Origin of the sequence: Streptoverticillium olivoreticuli subsp. olivoreticuli (genome assembly GCF_003391135.1) — a bacterium.
GTDB classification, from domain to species: domain Bacteria; phylum Actinomycetota; class Actinomycetes; order Streptomycetales; family Streptomycetaceae; genus Streptomyces; species Streptomyces blastmyceticus.
This window is the reverse complement of record NZ_CP031455.1, coordinates 540,072-561,469: the sequence shown is the minus strand read 5'-3', so window position 1 is coordinate 561,469 and position 21,398 is coordinate 540,072. Positions and strand designations below refer to the sequence as shown.

Genomic DNA, 21,398 nt, shown 5'->3' with positions numbered 1-21,398 from the left:
GATCTTCACCTCACCAGTGACCGGGCCAGGAGTGGGCGGCTTCGGCAGGCGGGTCCGCGCGTAGCAGGGCCGCCGTTTGTTCCAACAGGTTCCGGTCGGGAGCGACGGGGTCGCTCTGTCCTGTGGCACGGACCAGGGATTCGAGGGGCACCTGGTAGGCATGTGCCACCTCGCGTGCGAGGTCAAGGCGCTCGGAGTGGAACCGGCCTTCCCCCATGGCGATGTCCAGGAACGAGACGCCACGGTCACGGAGCCTGCGCTCGGCGATGAGTTCCTCCGAGAGGCGGCACAGCGCGTCGCCGTCCACTTCGGTCAGGGAGCCGTGCTGCTGAGCAGCTTTGACCAGCACTTCCAGCTGGGCATTGCCTGCGCTGCGGCCGATGCCCCTGAGCGTTCCGTCCGCAGCGATCGCGCCGGCGTCGAGGGCCGCCAGGGAATTCGCCACCGCGAGGGCCAGGTTGTCGTGTCCGTGGAAACCGACCTGGATGCCGAGGTCGTGGAGTGCGGCCGTGCGTCGGTGCACAGTACGAGGCAGCATGGAGCCTGCGGAGTCCACCAGGTAGAAGACGTGGGCGCCTGCGGCTGTGACATCTTTGGCGATGGACAGCAACTGTTGCTGCTCGACTGCGTAGCACTTGATGGCATTGAACGTCACCGGGACGTTCCAGTCGGCGACCGCCTCGATGAGCGGCAGCGCCGTGGTCGAGTCGGTGACCGCCGCGGCAACTCTGATGAAGCCCGCCCCCGCGTCCACCACCCGGCGCAGGTCGTCGACCGTCGTCGAGGAGGCGCCGGCTATGACGCCCACTCGGGTGCCCGGGGCCGCGGCGGCGACCGTACGGATCTGGTCGATGTCGTCAACTTGCGGGTTGGTGCCCAGTCCGGTCTCGGCACCCACCTCGATATGGGTGATACCGGACTGCTGGAGCTGCTTGGCGATGATGGCCATCTCCTCGGAGCCGAATCGGCATTCATAAGGGCCTTCGCGCAAAGTGCAGTCGAGCAGGGTGGGCACGCGGCTGGTCCACTTCGGGCTCATAGCGCACGCAATCCTTTCTCCAATCGGGACAGACCTTCGATCAGGTCCGTAGTGTTCGTGGAGAACGAGATCCGCAGATGGTGCTCTCCGCCTGGGCCGTCAAAGGCACCGGCTCGCACGCATACGCCGTACCGCAGCAAATGCCGGACCATTTCCACGGATCCGATGGGGTGCGGATAATGGGGGTAGGCGTAGAACGTGCCTTCCGGGACTCGCCCGCGGAGCAACCCGGTCTGCCGCATCCAGTCCACGACCAGGTCACGACGGTGCTGGTACTCCTGGAGCATGGGCATCACCAGCGATGTCCCAGTCCGCAAAGCGAACAGCCCGGCCCGCTGAACCGCCGAGTTCACACCGCAGTTGTAGATGAGGTGGATCCGCCGAATCACCTTCGCCAGTTCGGGCGGCGCGATCAGGTATCCCAGCCGCCAGCCGGCCATGGCATAGGTCTTGGAGAAACTACGGCAGTTCACCAGGCGCGGGCGCAGTTCGGGGATACCCATGGTGGAGATGTAGGGCCGGTGGTCGTAGACGATGTCCGCGTGGGCCTCGTCGGCGAGGACGATGGTGTCGCTTCCTTCGAGCACAGCGGCGAGCCCGCGCAGATCCGCTTCGGAAAACACTGCGCCGGTGGGGTTGGACGGATGGCACAGCACGAGGAGGCGGGCGCCCACGACGGATTCCTGCAGTGCCTCCAGGTGCAGGCCGCCGTCCTCTCGGAACGGCACGCGCACCACAGTGGCACCGGCCAGCGCGGCCTGCTCGGCGTACGCGGGGTAAGTCGGGTCGAACAGTACTATCCGGTCGCCTGGCCCGGCAATGGCGTAGATGGCAGTGGCCAGACCGGCCGTCGAACCAGGTGTGATGAGGACCTGCGAGTCGTCGTATCTGTCACCCGTATACGCGCTGGCTCGCTCTGCTATGTATGCGCGGAGTTCGGGATCTCCGTTGAGGTCTCCGTAATGCGTGTAGCCGTCTCGCAGAGCCCGGTCCATGGCATCGACGATGGGGGCAGGGGTGGAAAAGTCCGGGTCCCCGCGATCCAGTGAAACCACGTCCTGGGTTGGGACGCCACCACTGATGCGCACTGGAAGCCGACCGAGCCGAGCTGCCGCCTGGGATATTCGCTCCACCTCAGTCCCACCTTCCCGGCAAACCCAAGCGCCCTACGGCGGCCGGGCCTGACTGGGGTAACGATCGACCGGTACTCTCAAATCGGATCTACTAAGCCAAACCGCTATCGCCGAAACGGGCAACCCGGCGAGGTCCGTATGAACCCTGCCTGGGAACTGTTTGGAAAGTCATGAGCGAAGCCATAGGCGAAGGGCAGCAACGATGACGGTGCTGTGGAAGATATACGCCCTTTTGTCGAAGCGGGTGGCTATGGCGCGGAAGCCCTTGAGGGCGTTGATCGTTCGCCTGGCTTCGTTGCGGCGTTTGTAGATCGTCTTGTCGAAGCCGGTGGGACGGCCGCCCGCGCTGCCGCGGCGCCGGGCGGTTGGCCCGCTGGTCCTTGCGTTCGGGGATGGTGTGCTTGATCTGTCGGCGCCGTAGGTACCGGCGGTTCTGTCGGGACGGGTACGCTTTGTCGCCGCCCAGGTGATCGGGGCGGGTGCGCGGATGACCGCCGCCGGGCCGTGGGACGCGGATGCGTTCGAGGACCGGGATCAGTTGCGGGGCGTCGCCCCACTGGCCTGGTGTGATGACGGACGCGGGCGGACGTCGGCCGCCCTCACCGGCGAGGTGGATCTTGCGGGTGAGCCCGCCACGGGAGCGGCCCGGGGCCTCGTCCGGACGATGCTGAACAGGCTGGCCGCGTTGTCCAGGGGTACGCGGCGCGCCGGTGCGGGCGCCCGCGGCGTGCTGATGGGCACGGCCCGAGGCCCCATGCTCCAGTCGATCCGGCCTTCCGCATCGGCATCGGCCTGGACAGCCCGCAGGACCCTCTCCCACGCGCCGTCCGCCGACCACCTGCGATGCCTGTCGTGCACGGCCTTCCATATCCCGAACCGTGCCGGCGGACCACGCCACGGGACACCGGTCCGCTGCCGGAAGAGAATGCCATTGATCACCCCGCGATGACTCTTCCAACGACCGCCCCGCCCCACCTTCCTCGGCAAGTACGGCTCCAGCCGAGCCCACTCCCGATCCGACAGATCGCCCGCCCCACCCTGCCCCACACCGAGCGGAACGACATGAACGCCAGCCGGTCACACGACCTATCGGACAGTGCCTAGCCGTCGATGTCGAGCGCCGTTCCGTACAGCCGGCTCACCTTCAACCGGATGACCACCCGGCGCTCGGCGACCAGCTGCTCCAGAAACGCACGTTCATCGTCAGGTTTCGCGGCCTGCGGGATCATCTCCAGCAGTTCCCGGCCAACCCCGTCGCCTGGAACCGTCGTGATCTCTGAGACTTCGGCCTCGCCTTCGGCGACAGCGAACGACCATACGTCGCCGCCCTGCACATGCAGCGTCGCACGTGGGTCGCGCCGCAGGTGCCCGACCTTGATGCGATCGGCCGTCGTCGAGAACCGCAAAATGCGGGCCTCGGGGTCCCAGTTGTACAGCATGGTCGTCAGGTGGGGGTGGCCACTGCGCTTGACGGTGGCGAGCGTGCCGAACTGCTGCTTCCCGAGCAGCCCGGAGAGGGCTTCGTCGGACAGTGGGCGAGGCGCTGGTCCTTGGGTCATGGCGTGATCAACGCCCTTGGCCGCCCAATAATTTCATGGATACCGAGTCCAACCCCCACTCTCGCAGCGGACCCTGGCCCAACCGCGTCCTTCCCGAAGCCTCCTGCGCGCGTAGGTGCTGCCGGGGGAGGGGCCGCCGGAGCCAGTCTCGCGAGGCGTCGGCGTCGACCATCGCAGCCGCTGGGTCGGCCCCGCTCCGACAGCTGGGACAAGGAGCAGCATCCGAGCAGGTGACGTGCGCTGTCAGGACTCGGAGGGGTTGTTCTCGATGTCGGAGATGAGCTTGGTGGCCAGGTCGCTCTGCACCGCCAGTTGGCTGTGCCCGGCGCCTGGGCCGGTGCCCCAGGTGAGCGTGACCGTGGTGAAAAGGTGCCCGGCACCGGAATCGTGGTAGCGGACTTCCCAGCCAGTGGGCACGTCCTGGGCGCGCAGGACGCCGTCGGCGTGGTTGGTCTCCTCCCAGGCGGCCAAACGCTGCCGGAGGTCTTCTGTGAGGTAATGGGCGCGGAGATGCTCGGCCAGGTCATCGGTGCCGTCGGAGACGGCATCGATGTAGGCCCCGTAGAAGTCGGCCACGCGGTCGACTGCGGAATCCGGGCTCCCGCTGCGAACAACTCCGTCATATACCGAGTTCGGCTGGTTGTTCGACATGAATCCCCCCTGAGGTGAATATCGTTCAGTTCACGTCCTTAGTTCCAATCTGCCCTGTCCTGCTGAAGACAGTCCTGGATCCCGACTCTCGCCACCATCCGGGACAAGGCGGCGCCGAGGGCGTCGCCAGGTCCGGGTCCCGCCGCGCCGATCTGACGTGCCGGACACGGAGGCCGGCGGTGCGTCTTTGGGGCGTCCCGGGCCGGGGCGGGGCAGGGCCGGAGTGTGTATCCGCAGCTGAACTGGCCGTGTTGGTGGAGTGCGGGACGCATGTGGTGTGCGTTTCACGAGCAACAGTTGGTGCCTGGTCCGCGAGTGCGAGGGCCGCAACGCGAAACCTTCCCCCTGCGTCCTGGACTCCCAGATCATCAAGATCTCCGCCAACGTGCCGTTGTCCGGCCCGTGATGGTGCGGTCATGGCCCCATGACCGTGAGTCCACGCAATCTCCCGCGCAGTGCGCGGGGTGGGCGGGGGGTGCCGACGGCGGGGCCGGCCAGCCAGAGCAGCCAGTCGGCGAGGCCGACCAGGTGGCGTACCGAAGCGGTTGTGCCGGGAAGGGTGGGTTCCGCGCGGGCGAGATCCGTCAGCGCATTGGCCGTCACGTGTGCGACGACATCACAGAAGGCGCTCCGGCGCTCGTCCCGCATGCCCAGCAGCCCCAGGACGAGGCCCCGTTGGCCGGGGTCGCGCCGCCAGAGATCGAGGGCCGCCCGGCGCAGGAGCAGGGATGCGGGGTCGGCCCCGGTCAGGGTGCGGTGGAGTGCCGCGCCGAGGCGTTCGGCGGCCCAGGAACGGGCGGTCCGTTCGGTGGCGTAGGCGTGGATGTCCGGGCTCCGGCGGGCCAGGCACTCGCTGTCCAGCAGCGCGAGGCTCATGCCCAGCGCGGCCAGTGGGTGCCCGTGTCCGACCGCGTCACCGACCAGGGCGCAGCGTCCTCGGCCGTAGAAGGACCGCCTGCGGAACCGGGCGGCCGCCCACTGGATCTTGCCGCCGGTCAGCACGTCGGCGAAGGCCGGGCGCAGCTCGGCGGGTAGGGCGGTTGTGTAGCCGTGCAGCAAGTAGCCCCGGATTTCGGAGGGCGTGGGGCGGGGGACGGGGACGTCGAGGCAGAGGCGGACGGTGTCCGGTGCCACTTGATAGGCGAGTACCGGGCCCGGGCCGCCGAGGAAGACATGGCCGTATCCGCCCCGGGGCAGCCGGACGCCGTGCAGCAGCAGCCCGGCGGTGTGGGACAGCGGTGCGGGTGCCGGTTCGCCGGGGCGGAGCAGGCGGCGCACTGTGGAGGCGCGGCCGTCCGCGCCGACGATCAGGCCGGCGCGTATCTCTTCGCAGGTGGTGTGGGCTCGTCCGGCTGTGGCGACAGCGGTCACCCGGTCGCCTTGGCGGAGTGTGATGCCGGGATCGGCGCGGACCGTGCGGAGCAGCAGGGTGCTGAGGACGTGGTGGTACATGCTCAGGGCCACGCCGTCGGGGTACGGGCAGTGCAGCGGCGGGTTTCCGTCGCCGGTGTGCAGTTGGAAGCCGTGGTTCGTCGTGAACTCCCGGTCGGCCGGGGTGATTCCCATGCGGCGCAGTGCCGTCACCCCGGCCGGATGGAGCCACTCGCCGGCGAGCCGTCGCGTGGGTTCCGTGCCCGGTTCCACGACCAGGACCGTGGCGCCCTGCCGGGCGAAGGCCAGCGCGGTCATGCAGCCCGCCGGTCCCGCTCCCGCCACCAGCACGTCCACGGTCTGCACGGAATCCCCCTCGAGGTCCCCGTCGTTGCGTCCCTGGGCATCTACTGCTCACGTTGCGGAGCCGCTAAACTACTATATGTGCATGTGATCGCATATTCATGACGCCCGTGGGAGGGCTCATGAAGGGGGCGGAGATGATCCTTGTCACGGGCGCCACCGGGCATCTGGGAGCCAATCTCGTACGCGGGCTGCTGGCCGAAGGCCGAGAGGTGCGTGTGCTGGTCAGAGGAGAGGCCGGCCCCGCGCTCGACGGCCTGGCGGTGCACCGGGTGCCGGGCGATCTGAGGGACCCGGAAGCGGTGGGGCGCGCCGTCACCGGCTGTGAGGAGGTCTACCACTGCGCCGCACAGGTCTCGACGGCGAACGGTGGGAAGCGTGAGATCTACGAGGTCAATGTGCTGGGCAGTCATCATGTGCTGGCCGCCGCATGGCGGGCGGACGTCCGGCGGGTCGTGGTCACCGGGTCGTTGAGCGCGACCGGTTGGCGGCGCGGTGTTCCGAGCACGGAGGAGGACCTCTTCTACCCGTTCGGGCAGCACACCCCGTACACCGTCAGCAAGGTGCTGATGGAGCACGAGTGCGCCAAGGCTGCTGCCCGGGGACTCGACGTCGTCGTCGCGACGTCCACCGCGATCATCGGGCCGCACGACTATCTGCCGTCCCGGATGGGCCGGCTGTTGCTGGACTTCGCGAACGGACGGCTGCTGGCCTACGTCCCGGGTGGTTTCGAGTTCGTCTCCGCCACGGATGTCGTCGCGGGCCACCTGCTGGCCATGCGGCATGGATCCGCCGGGCGGAAGTATCTGCTGTCCACTCAGTACCACACGGTGGACGAGATGCTCGACCTCTACGGCGAGGTCTGCGACCGCCCCCGGCCACGGCTGCGGGTGCCGCCCGCGGTGATGTCGGGCGTCGCCCGGGCCGTCGCCCCCGCATTGTCCCTGCTGGTCCCGCATCATGAGCCCCGGTTGACCCCTGCGGCGGTCGGTTTCCTCCGCTCCCAGCGGCGCGCGGACTGTTCCCGGGCCGTCAGCGAGCTGGGCTACCGGCCGACGAGTGTCGCCCGCGCCGTCGAGCAGGCCTACGCCTGCTTCGCCCGGCGGGGGCTGATCGGCCGCCGCCGGGCCGTCGTTCCGCCACCGCTCCGCGCCCGGCTGCCCCGACGGCGCCCGACGGGGCCGTCATGACCGGCCCGCCCGGCTTCGGACAGGCGCGAGGCAGGCGCCAGAAGGTCCTGGCGACGGGCATGGACCCCGATTACTGGTACCCCGTCGAGTACGACAGGGGCCTGCACCCCGGGAAGGCCCTCGCCACATCCTTCTGGGGCCACCCGATCGTGGTCTGGCGTGGTCGCGACGGCTTGCTGCGCGCGCTGGAGGACCGCTGCGCGCACCGCCAGCTGCGACTGTCCGCGGGCGTGGTCAACGGCTGCCACCTCACCTGCGAGTACCACGGCTGGACCTATGGCGGGGACGGCCGCGTGGTGCACTACGCCCACGATCTCTTCGGCCGCGCCGAACCCGAAGTGAAGGTGCGCGACTACCCGGTGGCGTCCCGCCACGGCATCATCTGGGTCTTCCCGGGCGATCCTGCCCGGGCGACCGAGCGGGACGTCCCCGGCATCCCCGAACTGACGGGTCCCCGGCCCTGGCCCCGGATGGACATCTCCTACGTCTGGCACGCCCACCATTCCATGATCATGGACAACACGAACGACTTCACCCACGCCTACCTGCATCGCCGTTACCGTCCCTTCTGGGACGCCAGGCTGACCCACCACGGTATGACGGAGGACGGGGAGGGCGTGGAAATCTCCTACGACGCCTTCATCGGAGGCGGCCGCTTCGTCCGGCACCTCGTGGACCGCAGCCGGGCCGACACCACCTCCATCGACCTCGCCTACCGCTACCCCTACCAATGCTCGGACACCGGCGGCTTCATCAAGCACTGGCTTTTCCTGCTGCCCATGGACCGCCGCACCACACGGGTCTTCTTCATCTTCTACTTCAACGCCGGCGGGATCCGGATCCCCGGCATCAACCGGACCGCCCCTTACCGGCTGACGGGCCCCCTCATGCGCGCGGTCAGCGCACTCACCGCCCGCCCGACGCTGTCCCAGGACGGCGCGGCCGTGGAGGAAGAACAGCGGGGGTACGAGCGGCACTTCGCGACCACCACCGTGGAACTCAACCCGGCCGTCCGGCTCTGCCAGGATCTCACCGTCCGCAAGTGGGAGGAGCACCTTGCCCGCGACGCACACGCCCGACGAGACCCCGGCTCCCCACCCGGTCGTCAGCCCGGCACTGGCGCACCGCAAGGCCCTTGACCGGCTGCTGTCACTCCAGCACGAGGCGGGTTGCTGGGAGGGCGAGATGGTGTGGAACACCATGATCCTTTCCCAGTACGTCATCGTGTGCCGCATCGTCGGGCGGACCCTGCCGGAGCCGACCCGTGCGGCGATGACGCGGCACTACGGCTCCACGGTCACCCCCGAGGGCGGCTGGGGCCTGCACGCGGAGTCCGGCCCGTCCCCGTATTGCACGGTCCTCGCCCACATCGCGCTCCGGCTGCTCGGCAACCGCGCCGACGATCCGCTGTGCGCCGACTCGGCGGCCTGGTTGCGCTCGCAGCCGGGCGGAGCGCGGGCGGTGCCCACCTGGGGCAAGCTCTGGCTGGCCGTCGCAGGGCTCCACGACTACCGGGCCATCAATCCGCTCCCCCCGGAACTCTTCCTGCTGCCTCGCCGTCTCCCTGTCCACCCCGACCGGCTCTACTGCCACACCCGCTCCATCTACCAGGCCATGGCCTACCTCTACGGGATCCGCTTCTCCGGGGACCTCGGCCACCCGCTCACCGACGAATTGCGCCGGGACCTGCTGGGGGAGAGCCGGCCGGGAGCGCGCCCGCCGTGCCGCTCGGACCGTCGGCTGCTCGGCGCCGACGCCCAGGTGCCACCGGGCCGTGCGCTGCGTGCCGCGTTCGACGTGCTGGCGGTGTACGAGCGTCACCCCCTGCGCCGGACGCGCGCCCGCGCGCTCGCCCGATGCCTTGCACGCGTTACCCATGAGCAGGAGGTGACGCGCGAGTTCGGCCTCTCCCCGGTAAGTTCGCTGTTGAACGTCCTGGTGCTGCACGCCTCCGGGGCGGCCCCGACCGCCGTGGACCGGGCCCTGACGGCCGTCGACCACTGGCGCTGGACAGACCAGGAGCGCGGCATCCGCTACGCGGGTGCCCGGTCGCAGACCTGGGACACCGCGTTCGCCGTCGAAGCCCTGCTCGCCCACGGGCCCACCGACACCGGTGACCCCACCGACGCGGCCGTACTCACCGCTCTCCGCCGAGGCTGCGGATTTCTGCGCGACGCCCAAGTCACCGACGAGGTCCCGCACCCCGAGGTCACCGCCCGCGCCCCGGCCGCCGGAGGCTGGTGCTTCTCGGACGGCGCCCACCGCTGGCCGGTCAGCGACTGCACGGCCGAGGCGGCAGCCACGCTCCTGCACGCCCGTCACCTCCTGCCGGAAACAACCGTCCCCGACGAGGGGCGGCTGCGGCAGGCGACGGCGTTCCTGCTGCACCGGCAGAACCGGGACGGCGGATTCGGATCGTACGAACCACGCCGGGGCAGCCGCTTGCTGGAGGCGGCGAACCCCTCCGAGATGTTCTCCGACTGCATGGTGGAGGGCTCCTACACCGAATGCACCGGCTCCGCACTCGTCGCCTTCACCGCGCTCGCGCGACCGGAAGACCCGGAGCACCGCGAGGAGATGGACCGGGCCATTCGGCACGGCGCCCACTTCCTGCTTCGGAGGCAGTGCAAGGACGGCTCCTGGCCCGCCGCATGGGGAGTGAACCGTATCTACGGAACCCTCTTCGCCGTCCGGGGACTGCGCGCCACCGGAATGCCACCGACGCATCCCCGGCTGGCCCGGGCCGCACGCTGGCTGGAGTCCGTGCAGCGCGCCGACGGCGGCTGGGGCGAACACCACCAGGGCTGCACCGAGAATCGCTACGTCGAACATCCGGACAGCCAGCCCGTGATGACCGCCTGGGCGCTGCTCGCGCTGCTGGACATCACCGGTCCCGGATCGGCGTCCGTGCGCGACGGCGTCCGCTGGCTGTGCGAGCGCCAGGCCGACGACGGCTCCTGGCACCAGAAGGCGGTGACCGGCGTGTTCTTCGGCACCGCCATGCTCGACTACCGCTTCTACGCCGAGTACTTCCCCCTCTGGGCGCTCGGTGCCCACCTCGCAGCCCTCGGCCGGGCCGGCTGACGGCGATGCGGCCCCTTCACCCCGTACACCCCTGTCGCGCCAGTGCCTCGACCACACTCGCCGTCTCCTGCCCCGCGGGCACCGGCGGCAGGAAGACCCGGCCCCGCGACGCCTGGCGTTCGAGGGCCTCGGCCAGCTCCGCGGGGGTGCGGGGCCAAGGGGCGAGCCCGGCGCGGGCGAGGGTGGCGGCGTTCTCCCTGCCATGGCCCCCCAGCATCTCGTAACTGACCGCAGGCAGCCCTGCGACCAGTGCCTCGGTCATCGACAGGCCCCCCGCGTTGTGGACCAGGACATCGGCCGTGGCCATCAGGCGCGGCACGTCGTCGCGCCAGCCGAGCGCGATCACGCCCCGCTGGGCCGCGGCCCTCCGCCGCAGACGGTCGTTGCGACCGCACAGGACGACCGCGACGGTGCCGGGCACCTGCCGTACTGCCGCGATGCCCGCCATCACGTTGCCGATCCCCAGCGCACCGCCCGTCAGCAGCACCATCCGTCGACCCGGCGGCACACCCAGTTCGGTGCGTAACGCTTCGCGGGCGGCCTTGTCCACCGGTTCACGGAACGCGGCGGCCACCAGTGGCCCGCCGACCGCCATCGCGACCCCGTAACGCTCTGCGGCCTCCACCACAGTGGCCTGAGTAACCGTCAGGTACAGATCGATGCCGGGGTGCAACCACAGCCGGGTCGGCGCCGGGTCGCTCAGACAGCAGACCGCGCGCACGCCCAGAGCACCGTCCCGCCGGAGCATGCCCAGGGTCTGCGACGCGAGGGGAAAGGTGGTGACGACGACGCCGTATCCCCCCGCCGCCCACCGTGCCACCTCGCGACGAGCCACTCGGCATATGCGAAGCGTCAGCCTGCGGACGACCGAGTCGCGCTCCTCACTGCGGGCCATCCAGTCGAACACCCTGGGGGTGTGGCGGATGGTGAACGCATGCTCGGCTCTCAGCAGTTGCCGGTACGAGCGCGGCAACGCGTCGAGAAAATCACGGAAGTCGGCTCCCACTGCGCGTTCCCGCAGCTGGTGGATGAGCCCTCTCGCGGCACCGTCGTGACCCGCTCCCATACTGCCCGAGATCACCAGCACGCGCGGCGGCCCTTCGGCTGCGTCCGTCGCCATCAGGCGGCGCCGAGTGCGGCGAGGAGGTCGATTTCGTGGGCGAAGGCGTCCGCCAGGTCGCGGGCGTCACCGGGGAGACGGTGGGTAGTGACGGCGATGGCGGAAGTGTCGGCATAGCCGCTGAGGACGAAGGCGCAGCCTCCGGCGGGCTGTACGACGGGGAACGCGACGACCCGGGACAGGGGATGCCCGCCGAGAGTGAGCTGAGCACGCCCCCAGGGCAAGGCCGTGCAGCCGACGGCCACGAATGGGGGTCCCCCGGCACGGGCGAGGACGGCGTCCATGGCTCGTGGCCCCAGAAGTGACACGAGCCGGGCGAGCAGCTCGGGCACCGCCAGCGCGCGGGGGCCGAAGGCGTCCACGAGACCGCGGCACGCCATGAGGCGTGCCGCGGGTGTGTCGGTATGGAGAGGGAGGGGTACGCGGACGGTACTCGTGATGTTGCCCAGTTCATCCATGGTGTCGGCGGTGCGGAGGCTCACCGGGATATAGGTGAAGACCTGGCCCCGGCTCCGGGTATGCCTCAAGGACCGTCCGGCCGGGTCGCCGAAGCAGGAGCGCAGTGCGCCGGCTGCGGCCGCCATCACCGTTTCCGTGGTGGTCGCCGTGTGCCCGGGCAGGGCCTGGCGTGCCGCCCGGAACCTGTCGGCGTCGATCGGTGACCAGGCATGGCCCGGCTGGGCACGGTGGCCGGTAGGCAGCGGAATGGCCAGCCCGGACCCCAGGTGGCTCTCCAGAACGCGGCGCGGGTTACTGCGGTTGGGGCGTCGGCGGGACTTCGCGACCGCGGGCGACGGTCCGTCGAGGAGCAGACGTATCAGTGCGACCGCTGATTCCCCATCGAGAAGGGCGTGATGCAAGCGCAGCAGGAGCCAGTATCCCCCCTCCGCCGGAGAGGGCATGAGGTGGAGCTGCCACGGTGGCCGGTCCGATGGCAGCGGGCGCAGCAAAAGGTCGGACGCCCAGGCCTCGAGGGTGGGTTGGGGCGGATCCTGGACGACATGATGTTCCGCGGAGAAGGCGGTCTGCACCGCCCAGTGGTGCCGGCCTCCACGGGACGCCGCAGGGGGCGGTATGAGCACCCACCGAAGGCGCGCCAGATGGCCCCACCTCGCCGACACACGGTGCCGAAGGTCGTCCAAGACGGGCGGGCTGCCAGAGAGGAGGAGAGTCACGCACCCGACGGGTGGCACACGGGTCCGCCGGGCCACGAACTCATCTGTCACCGAGAGGGGGAAGGAACTGCTCATCGACCTGATACTGCCTAAGCGGCGGGCCCGCGAAACGTCGACTACCGGATACAATAAGCCGAAACTGTTAGGTTCCTGCTGGATCGTGCAACAGATGCCGCTTACCTTTGTAGTTGCAACATCCTGATTGTTCTGAGCAGCAGTGTGGCGGTTCTGCTGGTAGAGATGCGATGGGCCTTCTGCACCGCGAGGACGCCTACGAGAAGGGCTCCCCTCGCGCGGGCGAGGCGGACCTCCTCGTGACCAAACACCGCAACGGCCCCACCAGCCACCATGACCGTCGCTTTTCAAAGCCACTACAGCCGTTTCGTGGACATGGCATAGACGACGTGCAGGTCGTACCTGTGTACCTCGTTCGGATGGAAACGCCGACGTCTGGAAGGTCGGGCGGCCGTGGCGGGAACAGCCGGTCCGGCCGCAGCTGTTGCATCGACGAAGGGACCGGCGCCGCACGGGCGGGGGACACGGAGACCGTAAGGTCGTCCGCCCTGGCAGGATCCGGGCCCGGGGATCGCGGTACGCCCGCCGCGCTCCCGGACCGAGACGATTTCTGCAGGAGGACTGTTTCATGACTGACCGGCCCTTGACGCTCATGGCAGTGCACGCCCACCCCGACGACGAGGCCACCGGTACCGGAGGGATCCTCGCGCGGTACGCGGCGGAAGGCATCCGCACGGTTCTCGTGACGTGTACCGACGGCGGTTGCGGTGACGGACCGGGGGGTGTCAAGCCGGGCGATCCCGGGCACGATCCGGCGGCCGTCGCCTTGATGCGCCGTCAAGAACTCAAGGCGAGCTGTGACGTCCTGAAGGTCGGCGATCTGGAGATGCTGGACTATGCCGACTCCGGGATGACGGGCTGGCCGAGCAACGACACCCCCGGATCCTTCTGGCGGACCCCCGTGGAGGAAGGCGCCGCCCGACTCGCGCAACTCATGCGGCACTACCGGCCCGATGTGGTCGTCACTTACGACGAGAATGGTTTCTACGGCCACCCCGACCACATCCAGGCCCACCGCATCACGATGGCGGCGCTGGAGATGACCGCGCTGACACCGAAGGTGTACTGGACGACGATGCCCCGCTCGATGATGCAGCGGTTCGGTGAGGCCATGCGCGAGTTTCATGAGGACATGCCGGAGCCGGATCCTGCCGAGGCCGCCGCGATGGCCGAGATCGGCCTCCCCGACGACGAGATCACCACGTGGGTGGACACCACCGCATTCAGCGGTCAGAAGTTCGACGCGCTGGCCGCGCACGCCAGCCAGGGCGAGAGCATCTTCTTCCTCAAGATGGGCAAGGAGAGGTTCGGCGAGCTGATGGGCACGGAGACCTTCCTACGTGTCCAGGACACCACCGGCGCGGCCGTACCCGAGAACGACCTCTTCGCCGGACTGCGCTGACCCGCCCGTCCGCCTGGGGCCCGACGCCGTGAGGCTGGGGGAGAAGCCGCAGGCCACGAGGACGGTCTTCGACAGTAGCCGCGAGACCCTGCAATTCCGCCGCCGATTGATGGCGGCGGAACACAAGTCGTTCACATGCCCATCATGTAGGGATCCGTAGCTGTTTCCAGCATGACGAGGGTATTTCCGTTGCAGCTGCTGCCGATGGTGCAGTCGTAGTGCTCGCAGCCCGGCCCTTCCAGCGTGCCGCTGGACACATGGCTGCCCGGCGGGCCGCCCGTCGCGGTGAAGGTGACGGGGGTGTCGGCCATCTGGTAGCGGACTACGGCTGTGCTGGACTCCCAGGGGAAGCCGGACTCCCCGAGGAAGTGGACCGAGGTGACCCGGAAGGTGTCCGATTCCCGGGGACGGAGGACGTGTCCTTCGTCCGGGGCTTCGTCGAACGCCCCGGACACGGCCTTTGACGTCAGTACCAGCGCATGCGTCGACTGGTTGCTCACGGTGATCTCATAGTGCTCACGCCCCAGCATGGGAGTTCCGGTCGCGACGGCTGTATCCCTGGGCTCCTTGGCGAATTCCTTGTTCATGACCTCCAGCGTGCGCGCGGGAGCGTGCACGCAGGGTCACCCGACCGTCGGGATGAGCGGGGGAGCACCGGTCCCCTGATCAGTGGGTGAGTGCCCGCTTCCGGCCTGGGGAACTCCGGGTCGAAGGTCATCCGTATGGGCGTACTGCTCTGTATCCGGGGTGCCGCCGGCCTGGGGGTACGTGACGCTGTCGGAGGCATGGCCTGCGCGACAGCAGTCCCGGGATCGCGAGGCTGGCCACGCAATGCCTTCGACAGCGGCAGGAGGTCCGCCATGGTGAAGAAGGTCTACACCATCACCCGACCACTCCACGTGGAGGCAGGCACCTGGCACTACGTGAAGTGGCACTGGATTTCGGAAGACGTCGCCCACAAGGAGATCGATCAGGGCTTCGCAGATGTTTTCCAGGGCACGCCGGAGCAGCGGCGCTGGTTTGCGGCGGCTGTGGCCTCGGGGCGGAGCATTCCTTCGCTCTACGTGGCGAAGACGGGGAAGGTCTACTTCCTGCACGGCGACACGTATGTGCGGTGCACGCAGGAGACGCTGACCGTCGATGAGGGCTTCCCGAAGTCGATCGGTTCGTACTGGCCGGGGCTGAAGGCCGTGGGCTTCGACAGCGGGATCGACTCGATCCTGTCGTGGGACGAGAAGACGGTCTACCTCTTCAAGGGCCTCCAGTACGTGCGCTACAACCTCGAAACCAACAAGGTCGACGACGGCTACCCCAAAACGATCGCCGTCTACTGGCCGGGGTTCAAGGAAGCGGGCTTCGACAGCGGCATCGACGCCTTCGTCCGCTGGGACACCGACCGGGCCTACGCCTTCAAGGACGACCAGTACATCCGCTTCCACATCCCCACCAACAGGACCGACCAGGCACCCAGGAAGACGATCAGCTACTGGAACCCGCTCGCCAGCCTGGGTCCGAGCCGTCTCATGGCCATGTACCTGACGGGCGAGGTTGGGTGAGACGGTCCCGCGCCCCCTGGTGTGCGCGCCCGTCCATTCACTTGCACGGCGCTTTGAGTTTCTTGGCGAGGAAGACAACGGCCCGGCTCAGCGCCCGGCATGTACGGGCGAGAGTGTCCGGGGCGGCTCGGACGCTCTGGAGCGCGGCGAGCGTGCTGTCGAGCCCGTCCGCCAGGTCGGTGACGGCCAGGTAGGCGTCGAGGGCGCGGGCTTGCGTCGTGGGTTTCGGTGCGTTGGTCATTGCGGCGAGTCCGTGTAGGTGACCAGCGCGTCGTCGCGGGCCTGCACGACAAGCTCCTGGAAGCCGTTGAGGGCGGTCATCGCCCACATGCCGTTGTCCGCGCTGTATCGGCGGTGGTCGGCTACCAGGCGGTCATGGGCAGGGCTGAGCAGCTGGTCGGCGCGCTGTAGGTGGGAGCCGGCCGACGTTCTCCGCAAGGACCCATTTCAGGAATTCGCGGGCGAAATTGTTGTCGGCTAAACCATGCCTTTCGATGTTAAAGTCACCTTTACTAACGCTTGACCTAGCGATAATGGACGCGGGAGTGCAGTGCAGGTGCCGGCCGGTGCGGCCGGCACCTGCGCGTTGGTGTCCCCGTGTGCGGGTTGCTGCCCGGGCTTCCCTGGCAGCCTTTCCGCCCTTTTCGCGGTCTCGCATCCCCTCATGAGTATTCCCGTCACGCGGGTGATGCCGCCTCCTGTTCTGGAGAGGCAGGTGGCATTGGCTGTCGGTGTGACGGATCCGAGAGAAATAGATGAGAACGGTTTTTAAGAGATCGACGCGAGTGTCACTGGTGGCGCTCGTCACAGCCGCCCTTCTGGGAGCCGCCGCCCCCGCAACGCTGGCCGCACCACCTTCCGCGCCCCGGCCCGTAGCCGGCCTGCCGGCTGCAGGCCAGACCATTGCGGGCCATGAAGTCATCAAGGTCAGAGGGATGGGAGGGGTGGAGCTCAGAGCGGTCCGCATACCGATTCCCGGCTCGGAGGTGGCGTCCAGTATCGCGGTCGCCGTGGACCGGCACAGCCTCGAGGGGCATGCGATGCCCTACGAGAAGGAAGCCGGCGGGGCGGAGAAGGCCGAGGCGTTCGTCAGGCGGATCGAGGAAAACCTCGAAAAGCTCGCCGCCTTCCCCAAGGGAAAGGATTTGCTGAAGGGCATCAGCCGGATGCGCCCACTGGACGTAGCGACCGGAAAAGCGGGCCCGGCAACGGGACGCACGGATATCAACACTATATTCTTCCGAGGCCTTCCTGGGGACCGGAAGGCCTGGCCGGATGACATCAGGAAGGATTTCGAGAAGCGCTCCCAGAAGCAGCAGCTTGAAGACGGCTTCGCGTTTGTCATGGACGGCCCTATGGCGGTACCTATCGATACGGAAACGGACCGCAAAAGCGACGGGAACGGCTCCGAGAGCATGATCGGGATGCCGGACGACCCCATTGTGGTGATTGGCCGCCAGCCGGACACAAGCCGATTCGCTCTTGATGAATCTCTCGCGGTCGGGCACGAGCTGATCCACGCCGCCCACAACCTGCAGGGCGCGGATGCCACCTTGCCGGACGCTGGAAAACTCCCGGTGGAGGTGCCGTACAAGGATCCCAGCGGCAAGTCCAGGACCGAAACCGCCTATATCGACGCCGAAGAGGTATCGACACTGGGCGGGAAAGACCGCAAACGCTATCTCACCAGCGTGACATCCGAATCCGGCAAGGGCCGGTTCGGATACAAGCACATGAACAACTCATGGAAGCTCCTCAAGGAGGCCGAGGAGGCAGCTAAGAAGACTTCAGCAGCGGATCGGAAGGCCCTGCTGAAGGAAGTGCGGAAGGGGCGCGAGAAGACATTCGACATCACCGAAACCGACCTGGCCAAGGAGCGTGGTGTGCCGGCCCGACAACACTATGCGCTCCCCTATGAGTTCGAGAACGACTGGGGCAAGCAGCTGGGGAAGATTGAGGACCTGTTCACAGTTCCGCCGGGCCTGGCTGTCACCGACAAGGATCTCAAGAATCCAGACCGTCTCATGGAAAGGCTCCAGCAGGCGGAAACGGCCGCCCTGCACTCCTGCTCGCCGGGCAGGCGCTCGATGATATGCCGCCCCAGCGGTCGGCCTGAGGATGTGTCGGAGGAGACGAAGCAACGGATCGAGGAGGCCGGCCGGGTGCTGGAGGAGCAGCCGGACACACCGGTCTGGCTGCCCTGGGAGGAGGACGCCGCCGCGGAGCGGCAGCAGGCGCGTTCCGAGGCGGAGGCTGCGGGCAAGCAGCTGGAGAAGCGTCTCGGGGAGCGGGCGAAGGAGCTGTGCGCGGCGTCCGGTGAGGCGGCGTGCCTGGGGAAGGTGGACTGGGAGAAGGCCCGCAAGGAGCTGCGTGCGGACGCCGAGGAGCTGGTGGAGAAGAAGCTCCTGGCGGTGGAGAACGTCAAGGACATCAAGCTCGACAAGGACTTCGCGGCGGCGCTGGGGGATGCGTCCGGCTTCTATCTGCCGTATGACAAAACACGCGAGGCGGTCTCCGGGCACACCGGAGAAGGCGGCGACCACACGGGCATCAACGCCTCGAAGCTGGCGGACAAGGCGGGCAAGGCGATGTGGCTCGCCGGCATCGCCCAGGCGTTCGTGGCCGACAGCAGCAACCTGGACAAGGCTGCTGCCGTCACCGCGATGATGCCCGCGGTGGGCAACCTGATGCAGCTGTCCGCCGATGCGGTCAAGCAGGACTGGACCCACCTCGGCTTCGACGCGGCCTTCGTGCTGCTGGAAGGTGCCGAGTTCCTGGGCCTGGAAGCGGCCGGCCCCGCCGGATGGGCCGTGATGGGGATCGAGCTCATCGTGGACCAGTTCATCAACTTCGCCAAGAAGGAGGCCGAGAAGGGCGCGATGCTGGACACCATGGCCAAGCAGGCGCATGACGGCGCCCTGCGCGCCGTCTCGGACACCAGCAGTAAGGGATGGATGGCCCACGGCGGTTCCACGACGGTCCTCCAGATGGCCCTCGCCATGATGCAGACGGTCGAGGTCCAGCGGGCCAGCGTCAAGGGCGTGGCCCGTGCCATCGGCGCCGCCGACTCTTCCTCGACCGTCCCCGACGGCACGGACCTCCGCAAGGAGACCTGGGCCGCGGACAAGCAGTTCGCCGATGCCGATGCCAAGGCCGACGCTCTTGCCACGCAGTCTCTCGCCGAGATCCGCAAGGCGGTGGCCCGCCGTCTTGCGGACCAGCTGAACAAGCTCTGGGACGATGAGAAGACCCAGAAGAAATTCGTGGAGCCTTACGCGTCGAGGTACGCCGAGCTCGAGTACGGAGACGGGTACACCGGCGAATACAGCCGCGGCAGCAAGGTCCTCGCCTGCGCGGGTCGCGACTCTTCCTGGCCCAACGAGACGCTCTGCGGCATCTGGAACTTCAAGCCGAAGCCGGTCGACGCCGCCGAGGTCGAGGAAATCCTCAAGGCAATGGGCCTGCCCGGCACCGCGGCACCGCAGCGGGACACCGTACTCGCCGGCCTTCTCACCGCACAGGGAGCCTCGGGACAGGTGGACGCCGTCATGCCCGTCCCCGGAGCGGACCGGGAGTACTGGGCGTTCTCCGGCGGGCAGTACGTGAGAATGCGCCTGGACGACAAGGCCGACGGCAGGAAGCTCGCCGCGACACTCACCGGCAAGGGCGGACCCGCTCCGGTCAAGAGCAACTGGCGGTCACTGGAGGCGCTGCTTGCCGTGTCGAAGACCGGCAGGATCGATGCGGCCATGCCCGTTCCCGGTGCCGACCGGGACCTATACGTCTTCTCCGGCGACCAGTACACCCGTATTCGCCTCGACGGCGACCTCAAGGACACCGCGGTGGGCGGGTACGACAAGCCGCGGAGCCTGCCGGAGAAATGGTCTTCGCTGGAGGACCTGTTCGCCAAGTCCGGAGCCCAGCGGGTGGATGCCGTGCAGGCTGTTCCGGGCAACAACACCGAGTATTACGTGTTCTCCGGCTCCTGGTACACGACGATCCGCCTCGACGACAACCTCAAGGACTGGCAGATGGTGGGCTCCCGGCGGATCTCCAGCGGATGGCCCATGCTCGTCGGCGAATCCGGACAGGACCAGGTCCAGGGCCTGATGCCGGTCCCCGGCACCGACCGGGACTTCTACGTGTTCACCAATGGCGGCTACGCCAGGGCCAACGCCAAGACCCTCAGACTGCAGACTCCCAACGCCGCGGCCAGCGCATGGGTGATGTCGAAGCAGGCTCAGATCTTCTGGAGCAACGGCGCAGACCTCCCCGCGGACGCGAAACTGATAGCCCGGGAACAAGGCAGCGACGAGGAACACTCCTACCCGGCGCGGGATGGCAAGAGCGACTACTGGACGGCGCCGACGGTGAATCTCTGGGAGTCCGGCAAGCAACGGGTCATTGACGTCCACTACCGGTACACGCACCCGGACGGAACCGTTGAGTGGTCCCCCAGCTCGACGGTCAAATTCGAGTGCTCGCCCGCCGTGTGCAAGGGCATCCCCCAACACTGATCCCCACCCGGCCGGGTGTACCGCGCTTGCCCTGTCCTGAGCCCGGCCATCCCTGAGTGAACCCGGCAGTGGTGAACAAGGTCCTGTCCCGGTCCCGACGGACCGGGACAGGACCTTCGTTGCTCCGGGCCGGCCCGCCACCGTTCCGGCTGGCGTACCAGGCACACCGATCGGCACGCTGTGCCAGACCTGGTCGGCGTACACCGCTACGAGTACGTGATGCCTGCTTCACCAGCGTGCCGGCTTCCGACCCCACGTCGCACTGGACACGGCGGCACGGGCAGCCCGCGCCCCGGTCGAAGAGCCGAGCGGGAGGTGAGGGAGGTTTCATATTCCTGGTTTGCGTAGGATCGTCGTTATGAGTGGTGAGACGGACCTGCAGAAGCTGCTGAGTGGTATGAGCCCGGAGCTGAGGCCGGGCCGCTATGTGTTCACCGTCGTCGAGGCCGGTATCCCGCCAGGTCTCACGCCCGTCGTCACGGTCGCCGAGCAGGAGGGTCTGACTTTGGTCCTGCGGCTTGAGGACGCCGATGCGGCAGGGCTCGCTTATGACTACGTGGCGGCCTGGATCACGCTGCGCGTCCATTCCTCCCTGGATGCCGTCGGACTCACTGCCGCTGTTGCGCAGGAGCTCGCTGCGGCGGGCCTGAGCTGCAACGTCGTGGCCGGTTTCCATCACGACCACCTTTTCATTCCCTATGAGCGCGCGGCCGAGGCAGTCGTGTTGCTGGAAGACCTCACGCAACGGTCCGTCTGACCTCGGCAACCGGCCTGGCCACAGCCATTCGTTGATAGCTGAGACGAGAACGGTCGTTTTGTATCGGACGGCGAGTTTCTCGTATCGGGTGGCGACCGTCCGGTGTCTCTTGAGGCAGTTGATGCCGCACTCGACGGCATGCCGCTCGCGGTAGTCGGCCTTGTCGAACTTCGGCGGACGGCCCCAGTTCTCGGGGTGCTCACGCTGGTCGTGGGCGGCAGCCTGCGGAGTGGATCGCCTGTCAGCCGTGTCTGGTTCTTGCGTGACAACCGGCGTCGTGCCACAGCCAGGCCGGGGCGGGGACTATCTGACCTTCGGCAGTGGCCAGAAAAGGTACGTCCTGTTGCTCCGTCAGGATTCCTTCGCGATGATCATCTCCGATTTCTCGGTCATCCGACATTTCAAG

At 68.1% G+C, this 21,398-nt stretch carries 20 protein-coding genes and 2 pseudogenes; 9 read left to right on the top strand and 13 right to left on the bottom strand.

Features of this window, described 5'->3' with window-relative positions:
- Nucleotides 1-10 precede the first annotated feature (10 nt).
- The 6 genes from DXZ73_RS02575 to DXZ73_RS02555 all read right to left on the bottom strand — a co-directional run bounded on the left by DXZ73_RS02575 (nucleotide 11) and on the right by DXZ73_RS02555 (nucleotide 4,307).
- Nucleotides 11-1,039, bottom strand: coding sequence for a hypothetical protein (locus DXZ73_RS02575; protein ID WP_116209415.1), 1,029 nt, complete (start codon nucleotides 1,037-1,039; stop codon nucleotides 11-13).
- The gene (locus DXZ73_RS02570) at nucleotides 1,036-2,172 is read right to left on the bottom strand and encodes a pyridoxal phosphate-dependent aminotransferase (RefSeq protein WP_116209414.1); all 1,137 of its coding nucleotides are present in this window, start codon (nucleotides 2,170-2,172) and stop codon (nucleotides 1,036-1,038) included. The genes DXZ73_RS02575 and DXZ73_RS02570 overlap by 4 nt, the downstream gene beginning before the upstream one ends.
- A 91-nt stretch (nucleotides 2,173-2,263) precedes the next feature.
- Nucleotides 2,264-2,788: a transposase gene (locus tag DXZ73_RS40475; RefSeq protein ID WP_425315901.1), complete on the bottom strand. Its 525-nt coding sequence runs from the start codon at nucleotides 2,786-2,788 to the stop codon at nucleotides 2,264-2,266.
- The gene (locus tag DXZ73_RS40470) at nucleotides 2,707-3,219 is read right to left on the bottom strand and encodes a transposase (RefSeq protein WP_425315811.1); all 513 of its coding nucleotides are present in this window, start codon (nucleotides 3,217-3,219) and stop codon (nucleotides 2,707-2,709) included. The genes DXZ73_RS40475 and DXZ73_RS40470 overlap by 82 nt, the downstream gene beginning before the upstream one ends.
- A 53-nt stretch (nucleotides 3,220-3,272) precedes the next feature.
- Entirely contained in the window at nucleotides 3,273-3,731 is a 459-nt protein-coding gene (locus DXZ73_RS02560) for a pyridoxamine 5'-phosphate oxidase family protein (RefSeq protein ID WP_116209413.1), read from the bottom strand.
- A gap of 243 nt (nucleotides 3,732-3,974) precedes the next feature.
- Complete coding sequence (locus DXZ73_RS02555) at nucleotides 3,975-4,307, bottom strand: hypothetical protein (RefSeq protein WP_240351100.1); 333 nt, start codon at nucleotides 4,305-4,307, stop codon at nucleotides 3,975-3,977.
- A gap of 352 nt (nucleotides 4,308-4,659) precedes the next feature.
- Between DXZ73_RS02555 and DXZ73_RS40000 the strand changes: the two genes are divergently transcribed.
- The gene (locus tag DXZ73_RS40000) at nucleotides 4,660-4,788 is read left to right on the top strand and encodes a hypothetical protein (protein WP_275898563.1); all 129 of its coding nucleotides are present in this window, start codon (nucleotides 4,660-4,662) and stop codon (nucleotides 4,786-4,788) included.
- 8 nt (nucleotides 4,789-4,796) lie between these two features.
- On the opposite strand, the gene DXZ73_RS02545 is transcribed toward DXZ73_RS40000, so the two are convergent.
- Nucleotides 4,797-6,119, bottom strand: coding sequence for an FAD-dependent monooxygenase (locus DXZ73_RS02545; RefSeq protein WP_116209411.1), 1,323 nt, complete (start codon nucleotides 6,117-6,119; stop codon nucleotides 4,797-4,799).
- 134 nt (nucleotides 6,120-6,253) lie between these two features.
- Here DXZ73_RS02545 and DXZ73_RS02540 point away from each other — a divergent pair, with 134 nt between their 5' ends.
- From DXZ73_RS02540 to DXZ73_RS02530, 3 genes are read left to right on the top strand one after another with little or no spacing between them, the layout of a single operon-like run.
- A complete protein-coding gene (locus DXZ73_RS02540; protein ID WP_162889984.1) occupies nucleotides 6,254-7,306 on the top strand; it encodes an NAD-dependent epimerase/dehydratase family protein in 1,053 nt (350 codons plus the stop codon).
- Nucleotides 7,303-8,445, top strand: coding sequence for an aromatic ring-hydroxylating oxygenase subunit alpha (locus tag DXZ73_RS02535; RefSeq protein ID WP_116209409.1), 1,143 nt, complete (start codon nucleotides 7,303-7,305; stop codon nucleotides 8,443-8,445). Before DXZ73_RS02540 ends, DXZ73_RS02535 begins: the two co-directional genes overlap by 4 nt.
- Nucleotides 8,363-10,390 carry a prenyltransferase/squalene oxidase repeat-containing protein gene (locus DXZ73_RS02530; protein ID WP_162889983.1) on the top strand — a complete coding sequence of 676 codons (2,028 nt, stop codon included), beginning with the start codon at nucleotides 8,363-8,365 and terminating at the stop codon, nucleotides 10,388-10,390. Before DXZ73_RS02535 ends, DXZ73_RS02530 begins: the two co-directional genes overlap by 83 nt.
- 16 nt (nucleotides 10,391-10,406) lie before the next feature.
- Here the strand turns inward: DXZ73_RS02530 and DXZ73_RS02525 are convergent, their stop codons facing one another.
- From DXZ73_RS02525 to DXZ73_RS40465, 3 genes and pseudogenes are all read right to left on the bottom strand, one after another.
- Complete coding sequence (locus tag DXZ73_RS02525) at nucleotides 10,407-11,510, bottom strand: glycosyltransferase (RefSeq protein ID WP_116209407.1); 1,104 nt, start codon at nucleotides 11,508-11,510, stop codon at nucleotides 10,407-10,409.
- Nucleotides 11,510-12,094 carry a WS/DGAT domain-containing protein gene (locus DXZ73_RS39110; RefSeq protein WP_240351098.1) on the bottom strand — a complete coding sequence of 195 codons (585 nt, stop codon included), beginning with the start codon at nucleotides 12,092-12,094 and terminating at the stop codon, nucleotides 11,510-11,512. The genes DXZ73_RS02525 and DXZ73_RS39110 overlap by 1 nt, the downstream gene beginning before the upstream one ends.
- 180 nt (nucleotides 12,095-12,274) lie before the next feature.
- Nucleotides 12,275-12,760 (bottom strand): annotated as a pseudogene (locus tag DXZ73_RS40465) (wax ester/triacylglycerol synthase domain-containing protein); the annotation flags it as partial.
- A gap of 170 nt (nucleotides 12,761-12,930) precedes the next feature.
- On the opposite strand from DXZ73_RS40465, the pseudogene DXZ73_RS02515 reads away from it, so the two are divergent.
- Nucleotides 12,931-13,084: pseudogene (locus DXZ73_RS02515) on the top strand (DnaB-like helicase C-terminal domain-containing protein); the annotation flags it as partial.
- Between the two features lie 244 nt (nucleotides 13,085-13,328).
- Complete coding sequence (locus tag DXZ73_RS02510) at nucleotides 13,329-14,162, top strand: PIG-L family deacetylase (protein ID WP_116209405.1); 834 nt, start codon at nucleotides 13,329-13,331, stop codon at nucleotides 14,160-14,162.
- 131 nt (nucleotides 14,163-14,293) lie between these two features.
- Here the strand turns inward: DXZ73_RS02510 and DXZ73_RS02505 are convergent, their stop codons facing one another.
- Nucleotides 14,294-14,749: a hypothetical protein gene (locus DXZ73_RS02505; RefSeq protein WP_162889981.1), complete on the bottom strand. Its 456-nt coding sequence runs from the start codon at nucleotides 14,747-14,749 to the stop codon at nucleotides 14,294-14,296.
- Nucleotides 14,750-15,022: 273 nt separating this feature from the next.
- Here DXZ73_RS02505 and DXZ73_RS02500 point away from each other — a divergent pair, with 273 nt between their 5' ends.
- Nucleotides 15,023-15,718: a hemopexin repeat-containing protein gene (locus DXZ73_RS02500; RefSeq protein ID WP_162889980.1), complete on the top strand. Its 696-nt coding sequence runs from the start codon at nucleotides 15,023-15,025 to the stop codon at nucleotides 15,716-15,718.
- 37 nt (nucleotides 15,719-15,755) lie between these two features.
- On the opposite strand, the gene DXZ73_RS02495 is transcribed toward DXZ73_RS02500, so the two are convergent.
- Complete coding sequence (locus DXZ73_RS02495; protein WP_116209402.1) at nucleotides 15,756-15,959, bottom strand: hypothetical protein; 204 nt, start codon at nucleotides 15,957-15,959, stop codon at nucleotides 15,756-15,758.
- Nucleotides 15,956-16,156: a hypothetical protein gene (locus DXZ73_RS02490; protein WP_116209401.1), complete on the bottom strand. Its 201-nt coding sequence runs from the start codon at nucleotides 16,154-16,156 to the stop codon at nucleotides 15,956-15,958. The genes DXZ73_RS02495 and DXZ73_RS02490 overlap by 4 nt, the downstream gene beginning before the upstream one ends.
- 347 nt (nucleotides 16,157-16,503) lie before the next feature.
- Here DXZ73_RS02490 and DXZ73_RS02485 point away from each other — a divergent pair, with 347 nt between their 5' ends.
- Nucleotides 16,504-20,235, top strand: a complete 3,732-nt coding sequence (locus DXZ73_RS02485) for a hypothetical protein (RefSeq protein ID WP_162889979.1) — start codon at nucleotides 16,504-16,506, stop codon at nucleotides 20,233-20,235.
- 358 nt (nucleotides 20,236-20,593) lie between these two features.
- The gene (locus DXZ73_RS02480) at nucleotides 20,594-20,992 is read left to right on the top strand and encodes an ACT domain-containing protein (RefSeq protein WP_116209399.1); all 399 of its coding nucleotides are present in this window, start codon (nucleotides 20,594-20,596) and stop codon (nucleotides 20,990-20,992) included.
- Nucleotides 20,993-21,398: the final 406 nt, after the last annotated feature.